This window comes from Paenibacillus sp. GP183, assembly GCF_900104695.1.
In the GTDB taxonomy this organism is placed as follows: domain Bacteria; phylum Bacillota; class Bacilli; order Paenibacillales; family NBRC-103111; genus Paenibacillus_AI.
Map to the genome: position 1 here is coordinate 374590 of NZ_FNSW01000002.1, position 24155 is coordinate 398744.

General features: G+C 44.8%; 19 protein-coding genes and 4 pseudogenes. 17 read left to right on the top strand and 6 right to left on the bottom strand.

Annotated features, from left to right (window positions below; genetic code table 11):
- Positions 1-30 precede the first annotated feature (30 nt).
- Positions 31-1806: a copper resistance CopC/CopD family protein gene (locus BLV33_RS28450; RefSeq protein ID WP_171909420.1), complete on the top strand. Its 1776-nt coding sequence runs from the start codon at positions 31-33 to the stop codon at positions 1804-1806.
- Positions 1807-2318: 512 nt separating this feature from the next.
- Here the strand turns inward: BLV33_RS28450 and BLV33_RS28455 are convergent.
- A pseudogene (locus BLV33_RS28455) lies at positions 2319-2630 on the bottom strand (IS110 family transposase); the annotation flags it as partial.
- Positions 2591-2764, bottom strand: coding sequence for a hypothetical protein (locus BLV33_RS29625; protein ID WP_171909421.1), 174 nt, complete (start codon positions 2762-2764; stop codon positions 2591-2593). The pseudogene BLV33_RS28455 and the gene BLV33_RS29625, both read right to left, overlap by 40 nt.
- A gap of 414 nt (positions 2765-3178) precedes the next feature.
- On the opposite strand from BLV33_RS29625, the gene BLV33_RS28460 reads away from it, so the two are divergent.
- From BLV33_RS28460 to BLV33_RS30355, 4 genes and pseudogenes are all read left to right on the top strand, one after another.
- Positions 3179-3364, top strand: a complete 186-nt coding sequence (locus BLV33_RS28460; RefSeq protein WP_090799772.1) for a hypothetical protein — start codon at positions 3179-3181, stop codon at positions 3362-3364.
- A gap of 472 nt (positions 3365-3836) precedes the next feature.
- The gene (locus tag BLV33_RS28465) at positions 3837-4322 is read left to right on the top strand and encodes a hypothetical protein (protein ID WP_090799773.1); all 486 of its coding nucleotides are present in this window, start codon (positions 3837-3839) and stop codon (positions 4320-4322) included.
- Between the two features lie 95 nt (positions 4323-4417).
- Positions 4418-4585, top strand: a complete 168-nt coding sequence (locus tag BLV33_RS29630) for a hypothetical protein (protein ID WP_171909422.1) — start codon at positions 4418-4420, stop codon at positions 4583-4585.
- Between the two features lie 278 nt (positions 4586-4863).
- Positions 4864-5358, top strand: a pseudogene (locus tag BLV33_RS30355) (DDE-type integrase/transposase/recombinase).
- Between the two features lie 334 nt (positions 5359-5692).
- On the opposite strand, the gene BLV33_RS28480 reads toward BLV33_RS30355, so the two are convergent.
- Positions 5693-6784, bottom strand: a complete 1092-nt coding sequence (locus BLV33_RS28480) for a GntR family transcriptional regulator (RefSeq protein ID WP_090799779.1) — start codon at positions 6782-6784, stop codon at positions 5693-5695.
- Positions 6785-7779: 995 nt separating this feature from the next.
- Between BLV33_RS28480 and BLV33_RS28485 the strand changes: the two genes are divergently transcribed.
- From BLV33_RS28485 to BLV33_RS28495, 3 genes are read left to right on the top strand one after another with little or no spacing between them, the layout of a single operon-like run.
- Positions 7780-8721, top strand: coding sequence for an ABC transporter permease (locus BLV33_RS28485; RefSeq protein ID WP_253187297.1), 942 nt, complete (start codon positions 7780-7782; stop codon positions 8719-8721).
- Positions 8718-9659, top strand: a complete 942-nt coding sequence (locus tag BLV33_RS28490) for a carbohydrate ABC transporter permease (RefSeq protein ID WP_216234893.1) — start codon at positions 8718-8720, stop codon at positions 9657-9659. Before BLV33_RS28485 ends, BLV33_RS28490 begins: the two co-directional genes overlap by 4 nt.
- Positions 9660-9718: 59 nt before the next feature.
- Positions 9719-11308 (top strand): extracellular solute-binding protein, encoded by a 1590-nt coding sequence (locus BLV33_RS28495; protein WP_090799781.1) that lies wholly within the window; start codon positions 9719-9721, stop codon positions 11306-11308.
- Between the two features lie 81 nt (positions 11309-11389).
- Here the strand turns inward: BLV33_RS28495 and BLV33_RS28500 are convergent.
- Positions 11390-11956, bottom strand: a pseudogene (locus BLV33_RS28500) (IS6 family transposase).
- Between the two features lie 360 nt (positions 11957-12316).
- Here BLV33_RS28500 and BLV33_RS28505 point away from each other — a divergent pair.
- The 7 genes from BLV33_RS28505 (at position 12317) to BLV33_RS28535 (ending at position 20665) form a co-directional block, all read left to right on the top strand.
- On the top strand, positions 12317-15043 hold the full coding sequence (locus tag BLV33_RS28505; protein ID WP_090799849.1) for an alpha-mannosidase: 2727 nt from the start codon (positions 12317-12319) through the stop codon (positions 15041-15043).
- Between the two features lie 83 nt (positions 15044-15126).
- Complete coding sequence (locus BLV33_RS28510; protein ID WP_171909425.1) at positions 15127-15357, top strand: hypothetical protein; 231 nt, start codon at positions 15127-15129, stop codon at positions 15355-15357.
- A 76-nt stretch (positions 15358-15433) separates the two neighbouring features.
- Positions 15434-16756, top strand: a complete 1323-nt coding sequence (locus BLV33_RS28515) for a family 43 glycosylhydrolase (RefSeq protein ID WP_090799786.1) — start codon at positions 15434-15436, stop codon at positions 16754-16756.
- Between the two features lie 619 nt (positions 16757-17375).
- Positions 17376-18512 (top strand): Rad52/Rad22 family DNA repair protein, encoded by a 1137-nt coding sequence (locus tag BLV33_RS28520; protein ID WP_090799788.1) that lies wholly within the window; start codon positions 17376-17378, stop codon positions 18510-18512.
- Positions 18513-18587: 75 nt separating this feature from the next.
- Positions 18588-19034 carry a single-stranded DNA-binding protein gene (gene ssb, locus BLV33_RS28525; RefSeq protein ID WP_090799791.1) on the top strand — a complete coding sequence of 149 codons (447 nt, stop codon included), beginning with the start codon at positions 18588-18590 and terminating at the stop codon, positions 19032-19034.
- A gap of 85 nt (positions 19035-19119) precedes the next feature.
- Positions 19120-19683 (top strand): DUF1249 domain-containing protein, encoded by a 564-nt coding sequence (locus BLV33_RS28530; protein WP_090799793.1) that lies wholly within the window; start codon positions 19120-19122, stop codon positions 19681-19683.
- A gap of 145 nt (positions 19684-19828) precedes the next feature.
- Positions 19829-20665 (top strand): hypothetical protein, encoded by an 837-nt coding sequence (locus BLV33_RS28535; RefSeq protein ID WP_090799796.1) that lies wholly within the window; start codon positions 19829-19831, stop codon positions 20663-20665.
- A 550-nt stretch (positions 20666-21215) separates the two neighbouring features.
- On the opposite strand, the gene BLV33_RS28545 is transcribed toward BLV33_RS28535, so the two are convergent.
- Entirely contained in the window at positions 21216-22301 is a 1086-nt protein-coding gene (locus BLV33_RS28545; protein ID WP_090799537.1) for an RNA-guided endonuclease InsQ/TnpB family protein, read from the bottom strand.
- A 2-nt stretch (positions 22302-22303) separates the two neighbouring features.
- Positions 22304-22715, bottom strand: a pseudogene (tnpA, locus tag BLV33_RS28550) (IS200/IS605 family transposase).
- Positions 22716-23005: 290 nt separating this feature from the next.
- Here tnpA and BLV33_RS28555 point away from each other — a divergent pair.
- Both BLV33_RS28555 and BLV33_RS28560 read left to right on the top strand, forming a co-directional pair.
- Positions 23006-23266, top strand: a complete 261-nt coding sequence (locus BLV33_RS28555; RefSeq protein WP_090799798.1) for an AbrB/MazE/SpoVT family DNA-binding domain-containing protein — start codon at positions 23006-23008, stop codon at positions 23264-23266.
- Positions 23260-23700, top strand: a complete 441-nt coding sequence (locus BLV33_RS28560) for a type II toxin-antitoxin system VapC family toxin (RefSeq protein ID WP_090799800.1) — start codon at positions 23260-23262, stop codon at positions 23698-23700. The genes BLV33_RS28555 and BLV33_RS28560 overlap by 7 nt, the downstream gene beginning before the upstream one ends.
- Positions 23701-24155: the final 455 nt, after the last annotated feature.

Consider the following 24155-nt stretch of genomic DNA (forward strand, 5'->3'; position numbering starts at 1 on the left):
TTGATTAGCTCTGTTGAGGATGTGAATTTTTTGCGTAAGCTTGCAGCGCTTTTAAGTGTTCTTTTGATCCTCTGCTTATCTTATTGTCCTAAATTTGTATCGGCTCATGCCTACATTGCAACGTCTATTCCGCTTCAAGAATCAGAATTAAAGGATCCTCCTACTGAACTTCGTGTGAAATTTACTGAAAAAATCGATACTAATCTCAGCATATTAACCCTTCTGGACGGCACCGGAAAGTTGATCACAGCCAAACAGAAAGGTCAAGACAACCTGTGGCTCATTCTGGAGCTTCCCCACTTAGAAAAGGGAGTTTATAAAGTGCAGTGGCAGGCGCTATCCCTGGATACCCATACCACAGATGGAAGCTTTCGTTTTTCAGTTGGAGTTCCACTTCCTGTTAATCGGCCGAAAGATACGGTTTCGTTGGACAGTACCCCTCCGGTTCATCAAGAAAATAAGGGAGATCACTTTGCTTCTCCTGGGGTATCACCTGGTATGGATATGTCGAAAATGCATAGTGACCCTGCAACTCTTCCGTCTCAGACTCCTATGAAACAAGAAAACCATAACGCCGCAAACACTTCTATTCCTGAAAAGGGAGGACCCTTTGCAAGCGAAAACAAAGGTAACAGAGAAACAGGAAATGAACCCAAAATTGACAGCAACAACTCAGGAAAAGATTCGCAAGTTTCAAATCAAATTACTGCACCTGCACAGTCCGAAAAAGACCAGAATATTACGAAACAAGCAGGTGTTTTAACGGACCAAAAGACCTTACCTGCCGCAGACCCACTTCATAATGCTGATCCCCAAAATGATCAGATACAGCAACAAGAGTCTAATATGAACCTTATTCATGATCGATTCAGCTATGGATGGAAAACGTTATTGCGAACTTCAGAAATTGTCATGGCAATATTGATAAGCGGATTTTTATTTTTCCGTTACTGGGTTTCGGGAGAGACAAAGCAACCGGTTGATTATGCCTCATCTTCTATGAAAGCTGAACAATGGTTGATATTAAGCGGCATTCTGGTGTGGGTTTTGACAGGAGCGTGCGACATTTTGCTTATTGCATCCAGTTTAACTCATAGTGGGTTGGGTGATCTGCAACTCTGGCAAAAAGCGGGTGCGATATTCTCGACCACGATGCTCGGGGCAGTAAGTTGGTTACGGCTCGTTCTTTTAATTCTATTACTTATGCTGACCTTTACAAGCATGACTAATTTAAAAGTGTCCAGATGGATCAAATTTCTTATTTTAACTGCGTTGATGGTATCGTTCGCATTTACCGGACACGCTTATAGCAGCGAATCCGCTCGGGTACTTCAATTGATTTCCCACACAGTACATATGCTGGCTGCAGCAGTTTGGTTTGGGGGACTATGCGGGTTGATGCTTCAATCGTACCGCCTCCATCGTGATATTTCTTCCCTGCAACTCATGAACAGGTTATTGAAACGGTTTTCGTACATCGCATTACCTATGATTATCTTAGTCTCGGTGTCGGGCCTGTTATTGAGCCTTTATCGTTTTGGAGGATGGAAGGAGCTATTTACTTCATTGTATGGGGAAATATTACTCTGCAAAATCGCCGTGTTTTCACTGACGCTTGTTATTGCGGCATATCATCGTTACTTGATTATTCCGAGAATAGAAAATTTGAAGATAGACACAGAAGAGACAAAGGCAAAACTCTTTATTCACAAATTGTTCCAGAGTATTCGAACAGAGTTACTTCTTGCTTTTGTTGTTATTCTTCTTGCAGGTATCTTGTCTACAAGTCCCCTTCCCTCTGCCTGAAAAAACCAAAATGACGATAGTTGGTCAGTAATGGGTGATACGGCCCTTGATTCGAGCGTTAAAAAGTATAGAAGTTGTTGCTCAGCCTGTTCAATTTGATACTTTTGTTGATTCGCTTTTACTCCCATGAATCGCTGGAGGTCAAATTCTATTAGTCTTTTTCCAATTAAAATACGCTGAATTAGGTCAAGTTCTTGTCGTTTTTGCAACTCGTTGAACTCCCTCGGTACGATTCAGTTTTCTCACGCTTGCTCGCTTATTCGCAGGATTTCACGTCTTTGGTTAAGAGTTTAGGATGAGTGGGGGGTGACCGTACTATACTCGGGCAACATGAAAGCATGCGGGAATAAAGGAAAGTGTGTTTATCTCCATTTTTTCCATATACTGCACGCATTCTCCACGCCACCCTCGGAGGTTTTCACTCCCATGTCTCAACGGGTCATAGCCCCTCCGTGATTTCTTTGAAATCCTGCGAATAAGCCAATCTACGTCTTACAAAACGGTATTGAGGTTTAAGCTGCTTGCTCAAGTGGCCATGTTTTCATAGGCGTGTAGGCTTGACCACTGCGAGCCATCCCCACCAAGATGCGAGCCAATTTACCGCAGAGCTTCATAATGGACTTCATTTTCTTCATCTTCTTCATGTTCACATTGGAAGTTGCACTAATTCCTTTGATCGCAAGCATGGATTTTGCAAAGGGGATGCGCTCTAGTACAGCGACGATCTCCTGCTCTACGACCTGCAGCTGCTCGCAGGCCAGGTCATACTCGGCAAGCAGTTGCTTCAAATGCAGTTGGTATGCATGCGTAGCTTGGCGAGATCCGGTTCTTTTAAATACAATAGAAGCGCTGAATCCATTTTTCTTTCCGTTGTTTTATTTGGATTCTTATAAAAAGCTGATCTTGCGAGATTCCATTCGCGATGAAGTTCTTCCAATCGACTATTTTTAGTAGCCATATTTATCTCCTCCTCTATCAATAGCTTGTGTTCTCTACTTTTTATTTTATTCATATTAATTTTATATTTGTTATTTTAAATGCGGATTTTGTAGCCTGTTTATTGTGAGTTAGGGTAAAGCAAGTCAGTATAGAGGTAAAACCAATCATGATATCCATATAATCTGCCATCATTAACAGGCCAAGCAATTCCCGTAATTGCTCGTGATCAACAATCTACCATTTGAAATATTCCTAGTCTACGGAAATGTTCCTTCCCCCACTAGCTTGGGCCGGTGGGGATTTTATGTATGAATGAAAATTAGGTAACCCAAATATAATTGATTATTATAGGCAACTACCGTGTTCTCACTTTAACCGTCTTCATAGACTAATGTTGGATAGACAATAGCACAAAAAAATAGGAGGTAAGTGAATGTACGGACAGATGCCAATGTATGACAGAAATCATGAAGCTTATTTTAAACAAATGTATGAATGGCACAATCAAATGTCTCAGTATCAAGAGCAATTAAGGAAATTTCATCAAGATAGAGCCAATCAGTTTCGAGGAATGGTTAATGAGAAAGAGACAGTTTTTTTGGGCAACGGCACCACATAACTCCGGTGAAATAACTTGGAGTGAGGTGATAACCTGGAAAAAATCAGACTAACGGTTTTTGAATGGTATATTGCTCGGGACAGACTAAAACCAGAGATTTCCTTTTGCCAATTTTGGGATGATTTTCTTTTAAATTATATGATATGGCAAGAAGTACCGATCGAAGAAACTTTTCAAAAAACTTGTAACAAATTGGAACTTAAACATGAACACAAGTAATTATCAATGGATTGACTGATCCACCACTAGACCACTGGTGAAAATCCCAGTAACATACGCAAACAAATTAAGGGATTTGATAAAAAGTTAAACTTGCAGGTATAAGCTAACGGGCAGAAGAGTTTGACAAAGAATATGCAAGTATTGCTCAGAGAGATTCTATATACCCAATTTTAATTCCCAGTAGTAACAGCCGTTTCCGAGAGTATCACCTTCACATAAGGTATTTTAAAAAAAAGGCGAAGGTGAAAAAATGGATATAAGTAAGTTTTCTAGATCAAGTAAAAAGATGCCGAAGATCCTGAGCACGAGGGTGGTGCTGACGGAGCGGGCGACGATAACGATGTTCGATCCAGCCACGGGCACAGGAACACAGACGGGAACGTTCGTCGCGGCAGGCGCAGTGAACGACTCGGGGACGGTCACTGCCAACTTCCAGATCGGAACCGGCGGCATCCTGACCAGCCCGTTCACGCTCACGAGCTCGGTCGGGACGATCACCGGCTTCACGAGGGCCAAGGTAATCCCATTCCCTTCGACCACCCGCTCGTTCGCCAAGGGCACATGGACATTCGTCAATGGCACCGGCAGGTACGCAGGCATACGCGGTCGCGGCAAGATCCTCGCGACGATCGACTTCACGACCCGCGAGGTCACGATCGCCCGGGACGGCTTCTTGAACCGCGTCTTCCGCCCCCAGTCTAGACAGAAAATAATGAAAAAGAAATTTACTCGATAGTTCTTTACTCAACTCCCTCAGAGAATAAGGTTTTTCTCACGAATGCTCGCTCATTCGCAGGATTTCACGTGCCTTGTTAAGTAGGAGTTTAAAGAGTGGATAATGTGACTGGGCAGATCCGTTTTGAGCGCATGCGGGAACAGAAGGTGCTGATTGATTTACAGCATCTTCCATTAAAAATGTTTGCTGCACGTCTCTCTCCACAAGGTCCTTGGGATTCACTCTCCCAAATCTCGACGGGTCTACGCCCTCACATTCCTTAGTCCTATCTATCCAAGGTGTGGAGTCCGATCAACGTTAACGGAACGGGTCTACGCCCTAAAGCGGAACAATCTCGGTACTCCGTGCTTTCTTTGTGAAATCCTGAGAATGAGCCAATCTACGTGTCTGGGTTGCGGTTTTAGTTTTTAAGCTGCTAACGGTAGCTGAGCCTTATCTGCGGAGAATTTTTGTCCTACTTTCGTCTTGCTATGGCTCATACAACCATCATGCGATGGGTTCATGAATTTGGGTCGGAACTAGACAATCGAATTCGTCCTTATTGAAGCAGACTAATGATTCCTTTAGGACAGATGAAACCTACATTAAAGTCAAAAGACAATGGAAATATCTTTATAGAGCAGTAGATTCAACGGGAAATACAATTGATTTCATGTTTGTCTGAAAATCGAGATGCTCCCGCGGCCAAACGATTTTTCAAGAAAGCGTCACCTCACAATCAATCGCCACGCGTAATTACCGTCGATAAAAACCAACTTACCCTACCGCAGTCCAGCAATTGAGGGACGAGAAAGCTATGAATCAAGAAACACTACGACAACAAAAATATCTAAGCAATATTATTGAACAAGATCATCGATTCATAAAGAAAGTCATTAAACCAATGCTGGGATTCAAGTCTTTCAGTACTGCAGAGAAAACAATTGCCGGGATAGAAGTCATGCATATGATAAAGAAAGGGCAGGTCGAATACAATCATTCGTCTGTCCTTTCTGCAGTAGAATTAATCAATAAAATGCTTGGTTTGACAATATAATCAAGCAACAATATGGAGGCTATCTTTGATCTGTTTTAATAGTTGCACCAAAACCCTTAGCTTCAAACAATAAACAGATTCATCGTGGAACCCCTTATGAACCTCACCAATCAGTTTGAATCCAATCCTCTCATATGTACGAAGCCAAAGAGGAATAGGGGATATCTGCAAAGTAAACCTTGATATCGTGAAGTTTTTCTAAAGTAACAAAACAAGCGAACTTTTTTCCACAAACGCTCGATTATACTGAGTATGTCAACTTTTATTGAATTGGGGCTTCCGTCAGCAGATGGAAATCCTGATTTCTGTGATCTCATCTGATCTCAACGGATTTTCACCGAGGCGCGCCGGTCGAATTGCGCTGAAGCAGCTTCGTGGGCAAGAGCACCTTCTGCTTTTCGTGGTTGGTGTTGTTCATGACCGCAAGTAAAAGCTTGGCCGACTCTCTTCCGATATTCTGATCTTGCTGTACTACCACGGTCGGAGGTATGACGGCCAGATTCGGGTAATCGAAGTCGTCGAAGAAGGTGATGGACAACTGCTCGGGTATCGAGATGCCTTTCATCGATGCTGCTTCGAAGACCTCTTGCCCAACGCCTGCATTTTCAGCGAACACGGCCGTAATTTCGGGATTTTGTTCAAGGAATATCACGATGTCCTCTAGTTTGGTGATCTGCAGCCGATAATGATGCAAGATCGGCATGGATGCGTCTGCCAATGCCTTCTCGTATCCAGCCAACCGCTCCTCAGTACTGCCAGTGAACGGAACGCTTGCCGATAAGAAGGCGATGGATTTGTGCCCCATTTGGATTAAATGTCGGGTTGCCGCATAGGCTCCGCCGGCATGATCGGAACACACACAATAAGTGTACAACCCAGGTAGATCCCGATCGATCAGAACGATTGGGAATCCGGACATTGTGAGCTGAATGATTTCTTCGTTGTACTTCTCCCCGTCCACGGGAAAAACCAATATCCCCCGTACCCCTAACGCCAACGATTCCTGAATAAGTTGTTTCTCCTTCTCCAGAGAACCTTCCGACATCGAGATAATGACCTTGTGCCCCTTCTGCGAGAGTTCCTCTTCTATTCCGCTTAACAGACGTGCCGTGAAAGAATTATTCAGAAACGGCGTAATATATGCGACAAGAGGCTGAGAAGCAGCAAGAGCTTTTTTGTAAAGAGCAGGTTCCCCTCCGCTAACTGATACGAAAGTTCCTTTGCCTTGAATGCGGTATATAAGGCCTTCTTTGACCAGGCTATCCAACGCGTTCTTAACCGTAATTCGGCTCACGCCGAATTGTGAGGCTAGATCGTTCTCAGAGGGAACCCGATCACCCTCCTTCCATAGCTGCTGATGAATTCGATCCGTCACGAAGGTTCTAATTTGCATATAATGGGGGATACGTTTGGTCAGTTGTTCCAAGCTAAGTGCCACCTCCTAGTTAATAATACAAATATACAACTTACTTGAATAAATGTAAATATATTATTGACAAATACTCAATTCGCTGATATTATCAATAATGCAACAAACATTATTACATGTAAATACGTACTATAACAAATAGTCAACAGGGGAGGGGAATTGCGTGAAAAACGTGCACGCCTTGTCTGTGTGCATTATTTCTCAAGAGATCGTGAGTGGTACCTGGCGTTTGAGGGGCACACATTTCGCTTAAACGAATGGATGATCAATTGATTATACTTTGCGATCAAGATCTGGATATTAACAGCTTTCATCTCAACGGCTAAACGTTTATTTTGGAGGATTGCCCGCAAGTTAGATTGGAAAGTACGGAAGACTTTCGTGGGTTGGAGCAGGAAGGTAAGCTACATATAGTTTCTTAGTATATCCCGCAAGACGAATTTCTCACAAGCTATTTTCCGGACCCCTTCGGTAACATAGGGCAAGCGCATCGAGGGTACTGTGTTCGGTAGAGCGTGGAGCCTGTCGGTTTCATCAGTATCGCTTTAGGCAATTATGAATCCGCTTACTTGTAGATAAAGCAGCAATCGACCGATAGCGGACGGACTATCTTTAAGAGGAGATCGACCCTTTGGCAGAGCCTCACAAAAATAATTTTCCGAATTATTAGATAACTGAACAGTCGCTGCCAACGGACTTATCTACGATATACGGCAAACTGCGGAGCCAGCTTACGGTTGGTATACGTTAGTCGGCTCTCTGGTTTTGAAAACGCTTCACACCAAATCACTTCTCATTACTTATCACAAACGGATTCCTTGCATCAAAGATCCTATCGTCTCTCTGAAGCCTTACGAGATCATTACGCTAGGCGCGAGAACAACTGGCTTAGCCGCAACCGTCACAATCGAAGAGCGCGCCGCTCGGTGTTACCGCAGTGGACCACTGTTTTTCCCGCTAAGAATCAATCAAGAACGAATGGAGGTGCCTGCATGATGGATATGGTAATCGAACACCGTGCCCACAAGCGAATGTCGGAGCTCAAGAAGAATGTGTGGAGGTATCGGTTCATGTACCTCTTCTTCATCCCTTCGATCATTTATTTCGTTATTTTCGCTTACTTCCCATTCTATGGATTGACAATCGCCTTCAAAAAGTACATGGCGTTCAAAGGAATTGGTGCGAGCCCATGGGTGGGATTGGATAACTTCCGCTACATCTTTTCCTCCGCTAAATTCTTTTCCGTTCTGAAGAATACGATCATCATCCATATGTACGGGTTAATCTTCGGGTTCCCTATCCCGATCCTGTTCGCGATAATGCTGAACGAAGTCAAGAACATGTTGTTCAAGAAGACGGTCCAAACCGTTACTTATTTCCCCCATTTCCTGTCGTGGATCGTTTTTGCGGGCATCGCCATGAACTTCGTCGGACCGACTGGGATTATCAATACGATACTTACGAATATCGGAATGCAACCCGTTCAATTCCTTACGGACACGCATCTCTTTCGCCCCATGATGATCACGACCGGCATTGTCAAGGAATTCGGCTGGGGAGCGATCATTTACCTGGCGGCCATCGCGGGTATCGATCCGGAGCTCTACGAAGCTTCGAGGGTCGACGGCGCCAAGCGATTACGACAGATCTGGCATATTACGCTGCCCGGATTGAGGCCGATTATCGTTCTGATGTTTATTTTGAACTTGGCGAGCATATTAGATGCGGGCTTTGACCAAGTCTTCAATATGTATAACCCGTCGGTCTACGATGTTGCAGACATAATTGACACTTATGTGTTCCGTACCGGGATATTGTCGAGCGATTACTCCATGGCTACGGCTGTTGGTATTTTCAAAGGGGTGGTCAGCTGCATCTTAATTATCTCAGCGAATTCCATGGTCAAGAAATGGGAAGGGAGGTCTTTGTGGTGACGGACATCAACTTAGCCGCAAGAATGGAGAAGCGTAAAATCCGATCAAGGAGCGCCTCGATATTTAACAAGAACCCGTGGTGGGCGCAAACCCTTATTTATTTGATTTTGTGTCTGCTCGGATTGGTCACGTTCATTCCCATCTTGAACGTACTCGCCATCTCTTTCAGCGAAGCGTCGCAAATCCGGCTGCATCCTATGATGCTATTTCCCCATAAATTCTCCTTTAGCGCTTACAATTATATATTCGGGACGTCTATATTGGTCCATTCCTTCCTAATCACAGTATTCATAACCGTGGCTGGAACGTTCGCCAATTTGCTGTTTACTGCATCCGCTGCCTACGGGTTATCGAAGCCCAAGGTGCCCGGGTATTCCTTCTTCACTTGGGTAATTATTATTCCCATGCTGATTGGCGCAGGGCTGATTCCTTACTACATTCTGATGAAGGATCTGGGTCTACTGAATTCGTTATGGGTGTTTATCATCGGTGGGCTAGTGACTCCGTTCAATTTCGTGCTGATGAGGAATTTCTTCTGGTCCATTCCGGAGGCCTTGGAGGAATCGGCGTCGATTGACGGCGCCAACGAGTTCACGATTCTTTGGAAAATTATCCTGCCGCTCTCCAAACCGGTTATCGCAACGATAGGTCTTTTCTATGCGGTCGGGCATTGGAACGATTATATGACTGGCCTGATTTTCATGAACGACAATACCAAATGGCCGCTCCAAGTTGTGCTTCGTTCGATTATTATCGATCAAAACATGATGAACATGGGGGCAATCCCGCAAATTATGGATCCGAGCAAAATCGTTGTTACCCAAGACAATATTAAAGCGGCCGCTATCATCTTCGCGATCGCGCCAATCATGCTCGTGTACCCTTTCCTGCAGAAGTACTTCGTTAAAGGCATCATGATTGGATCGGTAAAGGGCTAATCGAATGACAATCTATTCTGTAGATTCTCATAAATCATAATCAGAGGGAGTTGAAGTCAATGAAAAAGTTTACCGCTTTGCTGATTTCTACACTGTTCCTTGTTTCCATCTTAGGGTGCACCGGATCGAATGGAAACTCCGACACGACGTCAGTGGGCAAGGGGTCGGGCGGCACGCCCAAGAGTTCTGCTTCTGGCAATCCGACGAAATTCTCCTATTTGAAGCCGGTGTGGGGGCCAGCGACCTATCAGAAGGGTGGTGCGTACGAGAAGGAATTGTTTCAGAAGGCGAACGTTGACATCGATGTTCAGATCGTCCCGGTCTCAGATTACAATACCAAGGCCAAGACTATTATCGCTTCCGGTAAAATTCCTGACGTGATGTGGGGTTCAGCTCCGAATGATCCATTTTGGAGGGACACTCAGAAGCAAGGCGCTTTTCTGCCAATCAACGGTTATCTAGACAAATTTCCTGAGATAAAGAAAGCGATTCCGCAATCGGTTTGGGACCTGTTAAAAGATAAAGACGGTAATATTTACTTCCTGCCGAACATTACCAATCCTGACGTGGAGTTCATGGTCTATTATCGCCAAGATTGGTTCGAACAGTTGAAGATTCCTGAGCCAAAAACAATAGCAGACTACGAGGCTGCGCTTCAGAAATTTAAGGACACACAGATCAACGGAGTGAAAAAGATCCCGCTGACACTCAGTGACATGTGGACGATGAAGGACCTGGCCACGTCGTTCGGGGCAAGCCTGAAAGGTTGGCAACCATCTAAGGACAATCCCAACAAGCTTGTTCAGTTCTACCTCACTCCTGAGCAGACAGACTTCTACTTCTGGGTTCAAGGGCTGAGCAAGAAGGGACTTATAGATCCCGACTTCCTCGTCAGCCCGAATGCCGGTAAGGCCGAGGATAAATTCAAAGCCGGGAATGCCGCCATAATGATGTCCCATTACAGCGCTTACCCAACAATAATAAGCGATCTGAGAAAAGTAGAACCGAATGCCAAGGTAGGCATCATGTCGCCGCTCGTTGGCCCTACCGGCATCAAAGGCGGGGTCCGCTCATTGCTGCCGATCGACCGCGGGTTCTACGTGTCTGCGAAAGCCAAAGATCCAGATGGCATCTTCCGTTACTTGAACTGGCAGTTGACCGATGGGCATGACATGATAAAATATGGCGTCGAAGGGAAGAACTATGAAGTTAAAGACGGCAAGAAAGTCCCATTCCCGGAAGAGAAAATACCGAATGACTTTAAGCGACCACAGATGGAGCCGTTCTGGTCACTCACTCCGTTCAGCGACGCGGGTATGGTGGACTGGAATTATAACCGAGTTTGGATGGACAGTTTGGGATTGTCGGATCTCTATGATTACTATAAGGGCAAATTTGAAGAAATCGCCAAAAATGAATTCCCTGATTATCGCAATCCTTTCATTATCAGTGAGACCGAGGCTAAGATAGGAGCCCAAATCTTCGAAGATAATTTGAACGCAATCGTTAACGGTGCGGTTATCAACCACAACATAACTCCAGACGTATGGAAAAAACATACGGACGATTGGCTGAAAGCTGGGGGTAGCAAGATCCTTGATGAAGTCAACGCTAATCAGACGGATAAATCCAAACCTACGTACAAATAGGATTGATGGGTCAAGCCCCTATTTTGGGTTTTGGTGCAACTATTAAATCAGGTCAAAGATAGCCTCCATATTGTTGCTTGATTATATTGTCAAACCAAGTATTTTATTGATTAATTTTACTGCAGAAAGGACAGACGAATGATTGTATTCGACCTGCCCTTTCTTTATCATATGCATGACTTCTATCCCGGCAATTGTTTTCTCTGCAGTACTGAAAGACTTGAATCCCAGCATTGGTTTAATGACTTTCTTTATGAATCGATGATCTTGTTCAATAATATTGCTTAGATATTTTTGTTGTCGTAGTGTTTCTTGATTCATAGCTTTCTCGTCCCTCAATTGCTGGACTGCGGTAGGGTAAGTTGGTTTTTATCGACGGTAATTACGCGTGGCGATTGATTGTGAGGTGACGCTTTCTTGAAAAATCGTTTGGCCGCGGGAGCATCTCGATTTTCAGACAAACATGAAATCAATTGTATTTCCCGTTGAATCTACTGCTCTATAAAGATATTTCCATTGTCCTTTGACTTTAATGTAGGTTTCATCTGTCCTAAAGGAATCATTAGTCTGCTTCAAATAAGGACGAATTCGCTTGTCTAGTTCCGGCCCAAATTCATGAACCCATCGCATGATGGTTGTATGAGCCATAGCAAGACCCCATTTCCACTAAATCACGATACCATCTTACTGTTAGTAAGATAACCTCTGATTTTTAAATAAATCTAATACCTTAATCTGAACGCGCAGTGTTGTAAGCGAGACTCTTATTATCGTCAACGACCAAAGCATGTTTACGCTCCCTATAGGGCTGATGTACCTCGATTCCGCATCGTTTAAAAAATGGAACGAGCTGATGGCGGGCTCATTGATTACGATTATTCCGATTTTGATCGCTTTCCCTTTTAAGCAAAAGACTTATATCAAATGGATGACGGTCGGGTCCGTCAAAATGTAGTTTTTTTAACCGGATGAATAACAAATATGGAAACATGGATGGGGATGGAAAAGATGTCTGCTAAAACAGCTCATATTATCGCGCATTCGCACTGGGATAGAGAATGGTATATCCCTTTTGAGAAACACCGACTGAAGCTGGTTCAGCTGATGGAGGATTTAATAGAAGCATTTGATAGAGACCCCGAATTTAAGAGCTTTCACTTGGATGGGCAATATATTGTATTGGAAGATTACTTGGAAGTCATGCCGCACCGCGCCGAACGGATCTACGAACTGGTAAAGCAGGGCAGGTTGATCGTCGGCCCTTGGTACATCCTGCAGGACGAATTTCTGATCAGCAGCGAAGCGAATGTTCGCAATCTGCTGATAGGCATTCATGCTTCCAATAAATTAGGCGGCTACGCCAAGGTCGGCTACTTCCCCGATTCCTTCGGCAATATCGGCCAAGCGCCACAAATCATCAGCCAGGCCGGTATCGAAGTGGCCGTATACGGCCGCGGTGTGAAGCCGGTCGGCTTCAACAATCAGATTCAAGAGGGCAACGCGCATACGTCGAAGTATTCGGAGATGTTCTGGACTTCGCCGGATGGTAGCCGTGTTCTGGCCATCCTGTTTGCCAATTGGTATAACAACGGTATGGAGGTACCGGTGGATCCAGAGCTGGCGAAGTACTACTGGGAGGAGAAGCTTGCCAAGTCGGAGCAGTTTGCTTCGACGTCGGAGCTTCTATTTATGAACGGCTGCGACCATCAGCCTCTGCAGAAGGATTTATCGCAAGCGATGAAAGTGGCGAGAGAGCTGATGCCGAACATTGAATTCCGCCATTCCAGCTTCCCGGAATATATTGAAGCGTTGAAGGCGAAAGGGCTTGGACAGATTGACGAGGTGAGGGGCGAGCTGAGAAGCCAATGGACGGACGGCTGGATGACGCTGGTCAACACGGCTTCAGCCCGCGTGTATATCAAGCAGGCGAACGTTGCGAGCCAGACACTCCTGGAGAAGGTGGCCGAGCCACTTGCGTCTATGGCTTACCTCGCGGGAGCCGCCTATCCTCGGCATGAGCTGCTGTACGCCTGGAAGACGCTGCTTCAAAACCATCCACATGACAGCATTTGCGGGTGCAGCGTCGATGAGGTGCATCGCGAGATGATGTCCCGCTTCGCCAAATCGCAGCAGGTGGCGGAATCACTGGCTGAGCAAAGCGCCGCGTTTCTTGCGGACCGCGTCGATACCTCCGGCTTTAGCGAAGCTTCGGCCCGTCCTTTCATCCTGACGAATACAAGCGGGCATGTTAGAAGCGGCGTCGTGAAGACGATCGTCGACGTGGAGCGCTTATACTTCGAACCGGGCAAGAAGCCCTATGAATGGCGTAGGGAGTTTGAGTCCTACCAGCCTGAAGAATTGATGGTCGTGGATTCAGTGGGACATCCCGTGGAAGCTGTTATCCGACCGATCGGCATTTCTTTCGGCTATGACCTGCCAGACGACCGATTCCGCAGGCCGTATTGGGCCTACCAAGTGAAAGTCGAGCTTTATGCGCAGGACGTACCGGGGATCGGATACCGCTCCTATGCGCAAGTGCGCAAACGAGAGAACGCAACCGTCGGTTCCGGCGTTTTGCTCTCTCCGGAGGAGCGGGTACTTGAGAACGAGCATGTAAAGGTTTGGATCGCCACCGATGGCTCATTCGCTCTGCTCGACAAGAGCAATGGCCACCGCTTCGAGGGTTTCGGCATCTACGAGGATACCGGGGATATCGGCAACGAGTATATGTACAAGCAGCCGGACGGAGAAGAAGTGCTTACGACTAAAGGCCTGAAAGCCAAGATTACATTGGTTGAAAACACGCAGCTGCGCGCCGTATACCGAATCGAGCACAGCTGGATGCTTCCGCTCGGTGCCGACCGGATGCTGGACGAAGAGATTCATTCCATGGCACCTTTTCGCTACCGCAAGGCGAAGCGAGTGAAAGAGACAGTTGAAGTGAAACTGCTGACGGAGCTTACGCTGGAGAAATTCTCGCACTCGATCGGAATTGCGAGCACGATCGACAATACAGTGGAAGACCACCGTGTGCGGATGCTGTTCCCGACCGGCCTGCAAGCGGACGAGGTGACGGTGGATTCTATTTACGAGCTGGCCAAACGGCCAATCAAGCCAGAGCCGGAATGGCAAAATCCGAGCAACGCGCAGCATCAGAACGCCTTCGTCAGCATTAGCGACGGCAGCGCGGGCGTGACAGTTGCCAATATTGGCTTGAACGAATACGAGGTACTTGAGTCTGACGGCACGATTGCGGTTACACTGCTTCGCGGCGTTCGCGAGCTTGGGGATTGGGGCGTATTCCCGACGCCGGAAGCCCAGTGCAAAGGGCGGCACACGCTGCAGCTGAAGCTGATCATGCACGACGGGGATGTGGTTCAATCCGGTGCTTACGTCGAAGCCTATCAATTCCCGGTGCCTTGGACAGTCCGGCAAACGGGCGTACATGCCGGTAGTCTGCCTGCCGACCATGCGTTTCTCCGCTGGGAAGGCGAGAGGCTGGCGTTCAGTGCGCTAAAAGTTGGAGAGGAAAGTGGAGATTTATTTTTGCGCCTATTCAACGTAACGACGGGGGCTGCCAATCTGGAAGTACTACCTTCCTTCGCGGTGGCTGAGGTATACAAGAGCACGATTATCGAGAAGCCAGGCGAAGCCGTGGTAAGCGGAGTTAGCGGAGCATACCGGTTGGAGGTAGGCCCAGCGAAAATCGAAACGGTCGGCATCAGACAAGCCTGACCCTGACGGAATTCTTGCATTTCAATGCAAAGGGAGATTTGAAAAGGCCAAAATCAAGCAAATCAAGTGCATTCGAACGAGACATGACGGCACCTTTAAGAAATTACACTCAAATGCCTCCGGTCGCATTGCTTGTCCAGAATGGGAACGACGATCAAATCGTGCCTGTTGAGGGTAAGAAACCTGAATGCCGAATTGAGTGGTACCATTATTTGGAATACGACGGAGTCGGGCATACGGAATCTGTAACCGGACATGAGAATCCACTAGTTATGAGACAAATGGCAATGGATTGGTTTAAAATATTTTTGTGACATGTAAAATGTAAATGTCTACGAACAGAACCCATATAAGCTTCAATTATTCCATATCCGCAGGAGGACCTTTATAATGAGAAGAGAAAGCATTCCGGCAGACTGCAGTAAAACAACGTCGATGAACCCCGTGATTACCAGCATTTTTACAGCGGATCCGTCCGCCCATGTCTGGGAAGACGGCAGAGTTTATATTTACGCCTCGCATGACGTCGATCCGGCCAGAGGCTGCGACCTGATGGACAGGTATCATGTGTTTTCGTCCAGCGACATGGTGAACTGGCGGGACGAGGGGGAGATTCTGAGCTCAGACGAGGTGAACTGGGGCAGACCGGAAGGCGGGTTCATGTGGGCGCCAGACTGCGCGTACAAGAATGGCACCTATTATTTCTATTATCCGCATCCCAGCGGCTCCGACTGGAACGACACCTGGAAAATCGGCGTTGCGACCAGCGGCAAACCGGCGAGCGGCTTTACGGATCAGGGCTATATCCCTGGGCTTGGTGGTTTTGCCATGATCGATCCGGCGGTATTTGTGGATGAGGACAACCGTGCCTATATGTATTACGGGGGCGGCGGCAGATGTGAAGGCGGCGAGCTGAACAAGGACATGATGTCGATCAAGGGCAGCATGAAGGAAATGAAAGGGCTGGAGGACTTTCATGAAGCGGCGTGGGTGTTCAAAAGAAACGGCGTGTACTATTTGACCTACGCGGATAATCTGGAGGGCAACAACCGCATGCGCTACGCCACCAGTGAGCATCCGCTCGGTCCTTGGACCCACCGGGGAATTTTTCTGGAGCCTTGCGGCTGTTCGACGACCCATGGCTCTGTCGCTGAATTCAAGGGACGGTGGTATTTGTTCTATCACAACCAGGAGATCTCGGGTGAAGGCACGCTGCGAAGCGTATGCATCGATGAGCTTCATTTCGATGAGGACGGCTCGATCCGGACCGTGGTGCAGACCCGGGAGGGTGTGAATCCGATTGGGGAAGCGCCCGCTCCGAATCCGCGGATGAAGGTTTACGGAGCGGCGGACTGCGTCGTCGGCGGCGGCGCGGCTGTTGAAGCCCGACAAGAAGGAAGAAGCGTCATCACCTCCCTGCATGGAGCAGGCGCCTGCTGCCGGTTCGAGCGGGTGGACGGAGCGGCCGGCGGACGCGCGGAAATCCGGATTACTTATGCGACGACGGCGCGTCTGGCCAAACTGCGGTTGAACGTCAACGGCAGCGATTATTCCCTGGTCAATGCGCCATCGACCGGAGGGGACGACGAATTCGACGGCTGTACCGGCCTCACGGTCAGGCTATTACAGGGCGCCGTCAACAGTATCGTCTGGAGCGGCGGTTATGGCGATATTTCGATCGCGTGCATGACGGTGATCCCGTTGGAGGACTGAAGCCGGAGACATTCCGGCCCGGCTATCGATCGTCCCGGCGCTCCGAGACAATAAGTGCTATCTCGCAAGGCCCGATAAGCACTGTAGGGTAGCCCTTCGATCCGAGGCTTTCGCCTCTAACTCACTTTTTTGTTTGAACCTCCCGATTCGGCGACAGATCCGTTCAAGAATGCGCCGGTTTTTGCTTATCAGAACACGAATCAATTGAAAAAATTACACCTTTATTCTGAACGATGCCAAATTTGCGAACCGGACGAACGATCAGCGGGATCTCTACAGCAATATAAAGCGAAGATTTTCATAGGTCCAAAACAACATTCCAATTGATGTGATGGACAGGGTAAGTAGTCTAAATATATTGTATGACTTCCTAGTATATGATATGATTTATGCAGTTACTTACTTTTGCTCTATTTTGAGCTTGACTACGAAGATAAAAACCCTATGGGCGGTATGAATTTTTTGGATAGGTCTGCCTATTCAAAAAGAGGATACTGCGTCATAGGTTTTTTTGCGTTTGGCGCTTTCAAGTCGAAGTATCAAGGAGATTACTCTCTTTGCTTACTTCGACTTTTTATTTTATAGAGGCATTTAAAATCGATGTGCAGGAGGAGAAGCGATGACCCAAGTAAGCTTATTTGATCAGCTAAATGCACCATTCCCTTTTGATGCATACGCCGCTAATTATCAAGGTTATGCCTCAGTGAATCCGCAATCTACATCCGATAGGTTGAACGAAGTCTTCACCCCAATGGGATGGAGGTTGGAAACAATTGAGAATCAAGTGGACATGAAATTATTCTCCGTCTCTATTCTTGCTATGATATCCATTAGGGATGAAAAAGGAGAATGGATCGGAAAAACTCAATTTGGTGACGCTACTATGGTTATTGAAAAAAACGAGGAGACACCCACATCACAAGCAGTAATGGATGCCAAAAAGAAAGCAATGTCTGATGCGTTAAAAAAGTGTGCTTCCCTTCTAGGAGTAGCCTCTGATGTCTATCAGGGTAGAATCCGAGTGGTTAAAGCAAAAGGTGACAATAGGTACTTTCCACTCCTTCAAAAGTTCAATCTTCATTCGGCAAGATTTCCAAATGGAGTTTGCATCCTTCCTGATGATTACAAAGTTTATTATGAGGAGAAAGGGTGGAGCGGAGTTTTTGAATCTGATCTTGCATCTTTGAAGAATACCGAAGGAAAGGGTAGAGGCAACATAACCACCTCAAATCCAGAATCACCTTCCAAGACAGCTGAGAAGGAAAAAGTAATTGATCCAAATGCAGCCTTAAAAGAGAAATATCAGAAGGGACAAGGCAGCTTAGATGGCTTCGATGAATGGTTTAAGAAGATGCAAGAAAAACGCATGCCATTCTCACAAATGGACTATGTTCTTCAGGATGCTATTAATAAGAAGACCGAGAAAGCGAAACAGGATGCTGATTCTCAAAAGTCAACTGATGAGAAGAAAACAGTCACAGCGTCTCCCTCAGGTGAAACTGAAGGTAACAATAGCCCGGATACAGCTAATGCTGTATTTGAATTATCGGACTTAGAAGCCCTGGGTGACGTAGAATCTCCTTATCTCAAAATGGTGTTTAAGCATAAGGGAATTCCTACTGAAGTTTTCGCATGCGGATCTGAAATGATTGAAGAAGTTGAAAAATTGAACTTGACCGAGGGTAGTAGATGCCACATTTTAACCCGTGAAGCAAAAGGGAAGAATGTTCTGCGTCAAATCCGAAAGGCAAGCTAAAAATGACATAAACAATGCCCCATAAGCCGTTATCTCAAAGGTATCGCAGGGGCTTAACTATGAGGAGGATTTTATATGTTGAATCGTGTCATACTTATCGGGCGGTTGACCAAAGATCCAGAGCTTCGGTACACTCCGGCAGGAGTAGCGGTTACTCAATTTACACTTGCTGTAGATCGTCCTTTCACCAGTTCGCAATCAAAAGAGCGGGAAGCCGACTTTATCAATATTGTTACGTGGAGGCAGTTAGCCGAGACGTGTGCGAACTATTTGCGTAAAGGCAGACTAACAGCAGTTGAAGGCCGCCTTCAGATTCGTAATTATGACAACAACGAGGGCCGCAAGGTCTATGTTACTGAAGTTGTTGCCGATAATGTGCGCTTCCTTGAATCAAGCGGATCTACCAACCGTGAATCGGAAGCAGGTACAAGTTCCGGAAATGGGAGATCGAGTGAACAACAAGATCCTTTTATTGATGACGGAAAACCGATAGATATTTCTGACGATGATTTGCCTTTTTAGAATAATTAATTATTCCCTAAAAGTACGTAATGAAATTAGATTAACTGTCCCTTAATCAAAAGGGACTGATAGGAGTCTGATATCGATGCGAGCGAAGGAAGCCACAGCAATATCCAGTGTATTTAAGGTTACGGTCAAACTCAAGAATGGGAAAAATTTTTCAGCTAAGTGCTGCAGCGAGTGCATGAATACCGATGTAGCCAACACCATCATTTCGATGGAGGGGCCAATAAGTGGTAAATGCCAACTATGTCCGCCCACTATACCGAAAAGTGTGTATGAAACTGTTTTTGATCGGTTAGACCGGCTTACAGGAGGGATCATTGAATTCATCAGAACGGAACAATCTCGTAAGATGCACTCATCGGGTTTTATGGACTTGACCATTGAATCATTAGGTAACGGTAGAATTTCTCTAACCCATTACTATAAACAAAATGGTGATCTCGTTCCTGATCCTGATATGGAGATTCTGATTCATTCGGATATAAGGATGGCAGAAGCATTATCTTATCAAGATTCCTTTGGGTACCAAACGGTGTATCTTGACGGTACTCGCCAGCAGTTTTATCCAAAGAGGAAGAATGAACTGAATCGGTTTTTGAATACGTGGTTGATTACCCTTAAGAAGAATGGATTTTACTCTTAGAACTTGATCCTGAGTGACTGAGTAGAAATCAAATAACGAAACTCTCCAAATTGAAATTTCCCTTCCTAGTGGGGATTGTTGAATTATTCACATTCAACTCCCCCAAATACTAGGCGGGGAGTTTACATTTTGAGGAGGAAATACGATGAGCATAAAAAAGAAGATCCTTGTCCGAGGTGCAGCTAAAATTATGGAAGGCCTTTTTAAAAAAGGTCATTATCAAGAGATGAAACGGATCGACTCAAAAATTGATTATATCAAGGATAGGGTAAGACAATTCCAAGACGAATACGGCCACAAAAGAAGAAATTATTCAGGGGTGATTGGCAAATTTGTTTCTTGTAACGTCTACGAAAAAGACCATGAGGGCATGAACGAGTATCTTAATGATATTGGCTTATTACCTCTCGTCGCTTCAATAGACTCAACACGTTTAAAAGACTCTCCAGAGGATCTAGACCAGGCTAACCCGTTTATCATTCCAGGAAAACCGTATGTAAGATTCTCCCCGAATTTAGCTGGAAGGGTTGCTGAACAAGATTATTCCTTTTTGAGTGAGGAAGATCCGGACCGTCTTGTTAAGTTATGGAGAGAGGACAGGAAATTCCTAGACACATTAGTTAAAGGGTACGATGCAGCTAAAGAGGAGATGATGAGAAGCCGTCTCTTAAAGAAAGAACGCAAACTCTCCTGTAATTTTGGTTCTGTATCGTTGCTCGAGGGAAAGCCGTCCTATGATGCGGAATCCATCTACCGAGAGCTGGGTGATCAATTTCTCCTGAAATATGGGAAGGTTGATATGCTGCAACTAGACGAGTATATGGCCATGGGCTTTTTAAAGAAGAAAGAGTTAGATCAATTCCGTAAAATTGTAGACGTCAGGTTAAAGTTTGTACTAATTGAGCAAGAAGCGGAAGCAAAGTTATACGATTTTTTCCAAAGAAATTTACAGCGGCTATCTAGAATCTATCGCGTAGGTTAGGGTGTTGTGATACAATAAAACTGCCCATGACAACCTGCACGATAAAGGGTGAAGGTTGTGATTCCAAGTGTTATTTATTTTATTTAATGAATCTCCTGTCATGTTGGGACTGCGCCATTATAAGCAAGAGGGCCCGTTCTTTATCATTAAGATGAGACGAAGCACTGGTGATATGATTAGTTACCACCGTGTCGATAAACTCCCTGCTAATTGGTCAGAAACATTCATCGCGGAAATGAAGGAACTTGCTGATAGGTTTTATGTTAACAGCGACAGAAGAATTAATTAGAACAAGGCCACTGCATCCAAAAGGATGATTGTGGCCTTTCTTTTTATTACACTTATAAGGAAGATGGGAGTTCAATCATATCGTCGACGATAGTTTCTCAAACCTCCTTATTCTTGTAAGTTCGCTTCAAATTATCCCATCCTAATAAAGTTCCTAGAACGTGACATGCTCCCATGCCTAAAGGCAGGGGCTTCTCAGATCATCGGGGATCGTAACCTTTCCCCTCCTTGGAGGCTCTATCCAAGCCTAGTCTTTTTTAGGTTACGATACGTTTTTCAAAGCTAGGTTTAGTATGTTAATCGCCGCATTTACGTCCCGATCTGCAACGTATCCGCAAGAACATTGATGCGTTCGTTCGGATAGTGTTTTTTTGACGATTTCACCACAGTTGGAGCATTGTTGAGATGTGTTGTATGGATTCACTTGCACCACTTGACGACCGGCACTTTCAGCCTTGTACATCACGAATTGTACGAGTTGCTGCCATCCTGCATCAACAATGCTTTTTGCAAGATGATGGTTCTTAACCAACCCTAATACGTTTAAATCTTCAAAAGCAATCAATTGGTACTGGTTTACGAGTTTACGAGAAACTTTGTGCGCATGATCTTTTCGCTGATTGGCTACATGCTCATGCAATTTCGCCAATTGATGTACAGCTTTGCTTCTACGTTTCGAACCTTTTTTCTTTTTGGATACGGCACGTTGTAGATGTTTCAATCGTTGTTCACTTAGACGAAGATATTTGGGTGATTCTATCGGTTCTCCTTCAGATGGTATTGCAAGGTGTTTGAGTCCTAAGTCTATACCAACCTTCATGTTTGTTATAGGCAAAGGTTTGGCTTCAACTTCACACGAAAAACAAGCATAGTATTTTCCGTTTTTGATAATGATGGAACAGGTTTTCATCTTGCCTTGCAGTTCTCGATGTAGTTTTATTTTCACTTCACCGATCTTGGATAGCTTTATTTTATTGCCATGGATTGTGTACCCGCCTTGCGGATAGGTAAACGAATCGTACCTCGATTGTGGTTTGAAACGTGGGAACCCTGGAGTCTCGGCTTGCTTCACTCGTCTAAAAAATGCTTGATACGCCTTATCCAATCGTTTCGCAACATCCTGTAACACTTGCGAATGCACTTGCTTTAATGCCGGAATGTGTTGTTTACGCTCGTTGAACGTGTTTGCTTGATCGTAGTAGTTCGGTGTTTTCCCTTCTTGTTTGTAGGCAAGAATACGTTCCTCTAGTAACCGGTTATACAACAAACGGCAGCGTTCAAGAGTAAATTGTATCTTCTGTTTTTGCTCTTTTGTTGGGTATATTCGGTATTTGTAGGCAACAAGCAATACTATTCACCTCGTTCTTTTTGGCTTTCAATATATTTTTTGATTACATCCAGTTGAACTGTACCTACGGTTGCAACAAAATACGAGTTTGTCCATAGGGAAGGGAGTCTACTTTTTAGATGGTTAAACTCTAGTCTTAGCACTCTTGACGTGTACCCTTTCAAATGTTTCACTACTTTGTGGATTCCAAACTGTGGATCGCATTTGATGAGCAAATGAACATGATCGGGCATGATTTCCATTTCAACGATTTCTGTGTTTAACGCTTTAGACTTCTCTAAAAACAAACTTTTTAGCCTTGTATCAATTGGTTCTTTGAGTACCTTTTTTTCGATACTTAGGACAAAAAACAACATGATATTTACAATCAAAAACGATATTATGATTACTTTCTGCTTTTCTACTCAATGTCATCACCTACAGTAAATTGTACCACAAATGGTTAGTTTAATGTAGTTTATCTAACATGTTTTAAAGAGAGAATTTAAGAATTTTGCTCTTAACATCCCTAAAGGGATGCAGAGCAAATTGCCTTATATCCCCATGGCTAAAGCAAGGGGTTTTATGGCGAATTTGATAAATAAAATCGGAACTTAGCCCACACACACTCTTTTTTAATGTTAGAATTGGATATAATGAATTAATGTTGGATTATATAATTGTAAGTAATGATAAAATTTTCTTAGTGAGATAAAAAGAAAGGAATGAAAGAGATGGATCATATTATAAAAACAGAAAGCGAAATTCGTTCAAAGTATCAGATAACTATTCCGGAAGAAATTCGAAGTAAAGCAAAATTGAATATTGGTGACAAGTTGATTTGGCAGTATGACGATGTAAGATCAGAAATCATTGTTATGCCAAAACCAAAATCCTTCTCCGACAAGTTATGGGGGCTTGGTAAAAATCAGTGGGAAAATGAACCCGCGGATGACTATGTCAAGAAGGAGAGAGAAAGTTGGTAAAATCAACATTGCTTACCGGAATAAAAAATGTAGCGATAGATACGAATTTGTTCATTTATGTTTTCGAACAATCTCCCGAGTTTGGTGAGAAGGCCAAAGCCATTTTGGAGCAAGTGGAAGATGGTATATATTCAGCGGTAGCCTCTGCGGTTTCACTAACAGAAATTTTGGTCAAACCCATTCGAGAGGGTAACTCGAATCTCGAAAAACAATATAAGCTTCTCTTTACTCATTTTCCAAACTTGAATATTATTCCTGTTGATAATTCTGTTGCTGAACGTGCTGCTTACTTACGGGGGATCTATGGACTTAAAACTCCGGATGCATTAATTGTAGCTAGCGCCATTGCGGCGGGTGCTGAATTGTTTATTACGAATGATTTACGTTTGGAGCAAGTGAAAGAAATAAAATGTGTTGCTTTGAGCCAAATTTAAGCTGTGAGTGTTAATAGTTTTTTAGTTACCCTTTTGAGGTTTGAAATGGGGGAATGGATTCCCGTTGTATCAAATGGTTTTCCTCCAATCCCATTGAGCATCATTAGGGTGTTGTTCCTCCTGCTGTGTATTTCCGGATCGTTCATCCTTGGCATATTGTTCTATTGGCTTACCCATGATTCAATTCCGTTATGGGTTTGGTCTGTGCTAGGGATTGGATTTTGTGGTGCATTCACTACTGGTTCTTTGGAAGTTACGTTAGATGGGCAAAAGACCCATATTTGCAAGGTCAACCTATTGCGCCTCCACTCAATGAAAAAGGCTGGAAGGATACAATACAAACGAATAATGGAGAAGTAACGACGATAAGAGTTCGGTTTACTTCCTAGGATGGTAGTCCCTATCCATTTAACCCAAGCCTTGGACCTGGATATGTATGGCATTTCTATATTCTT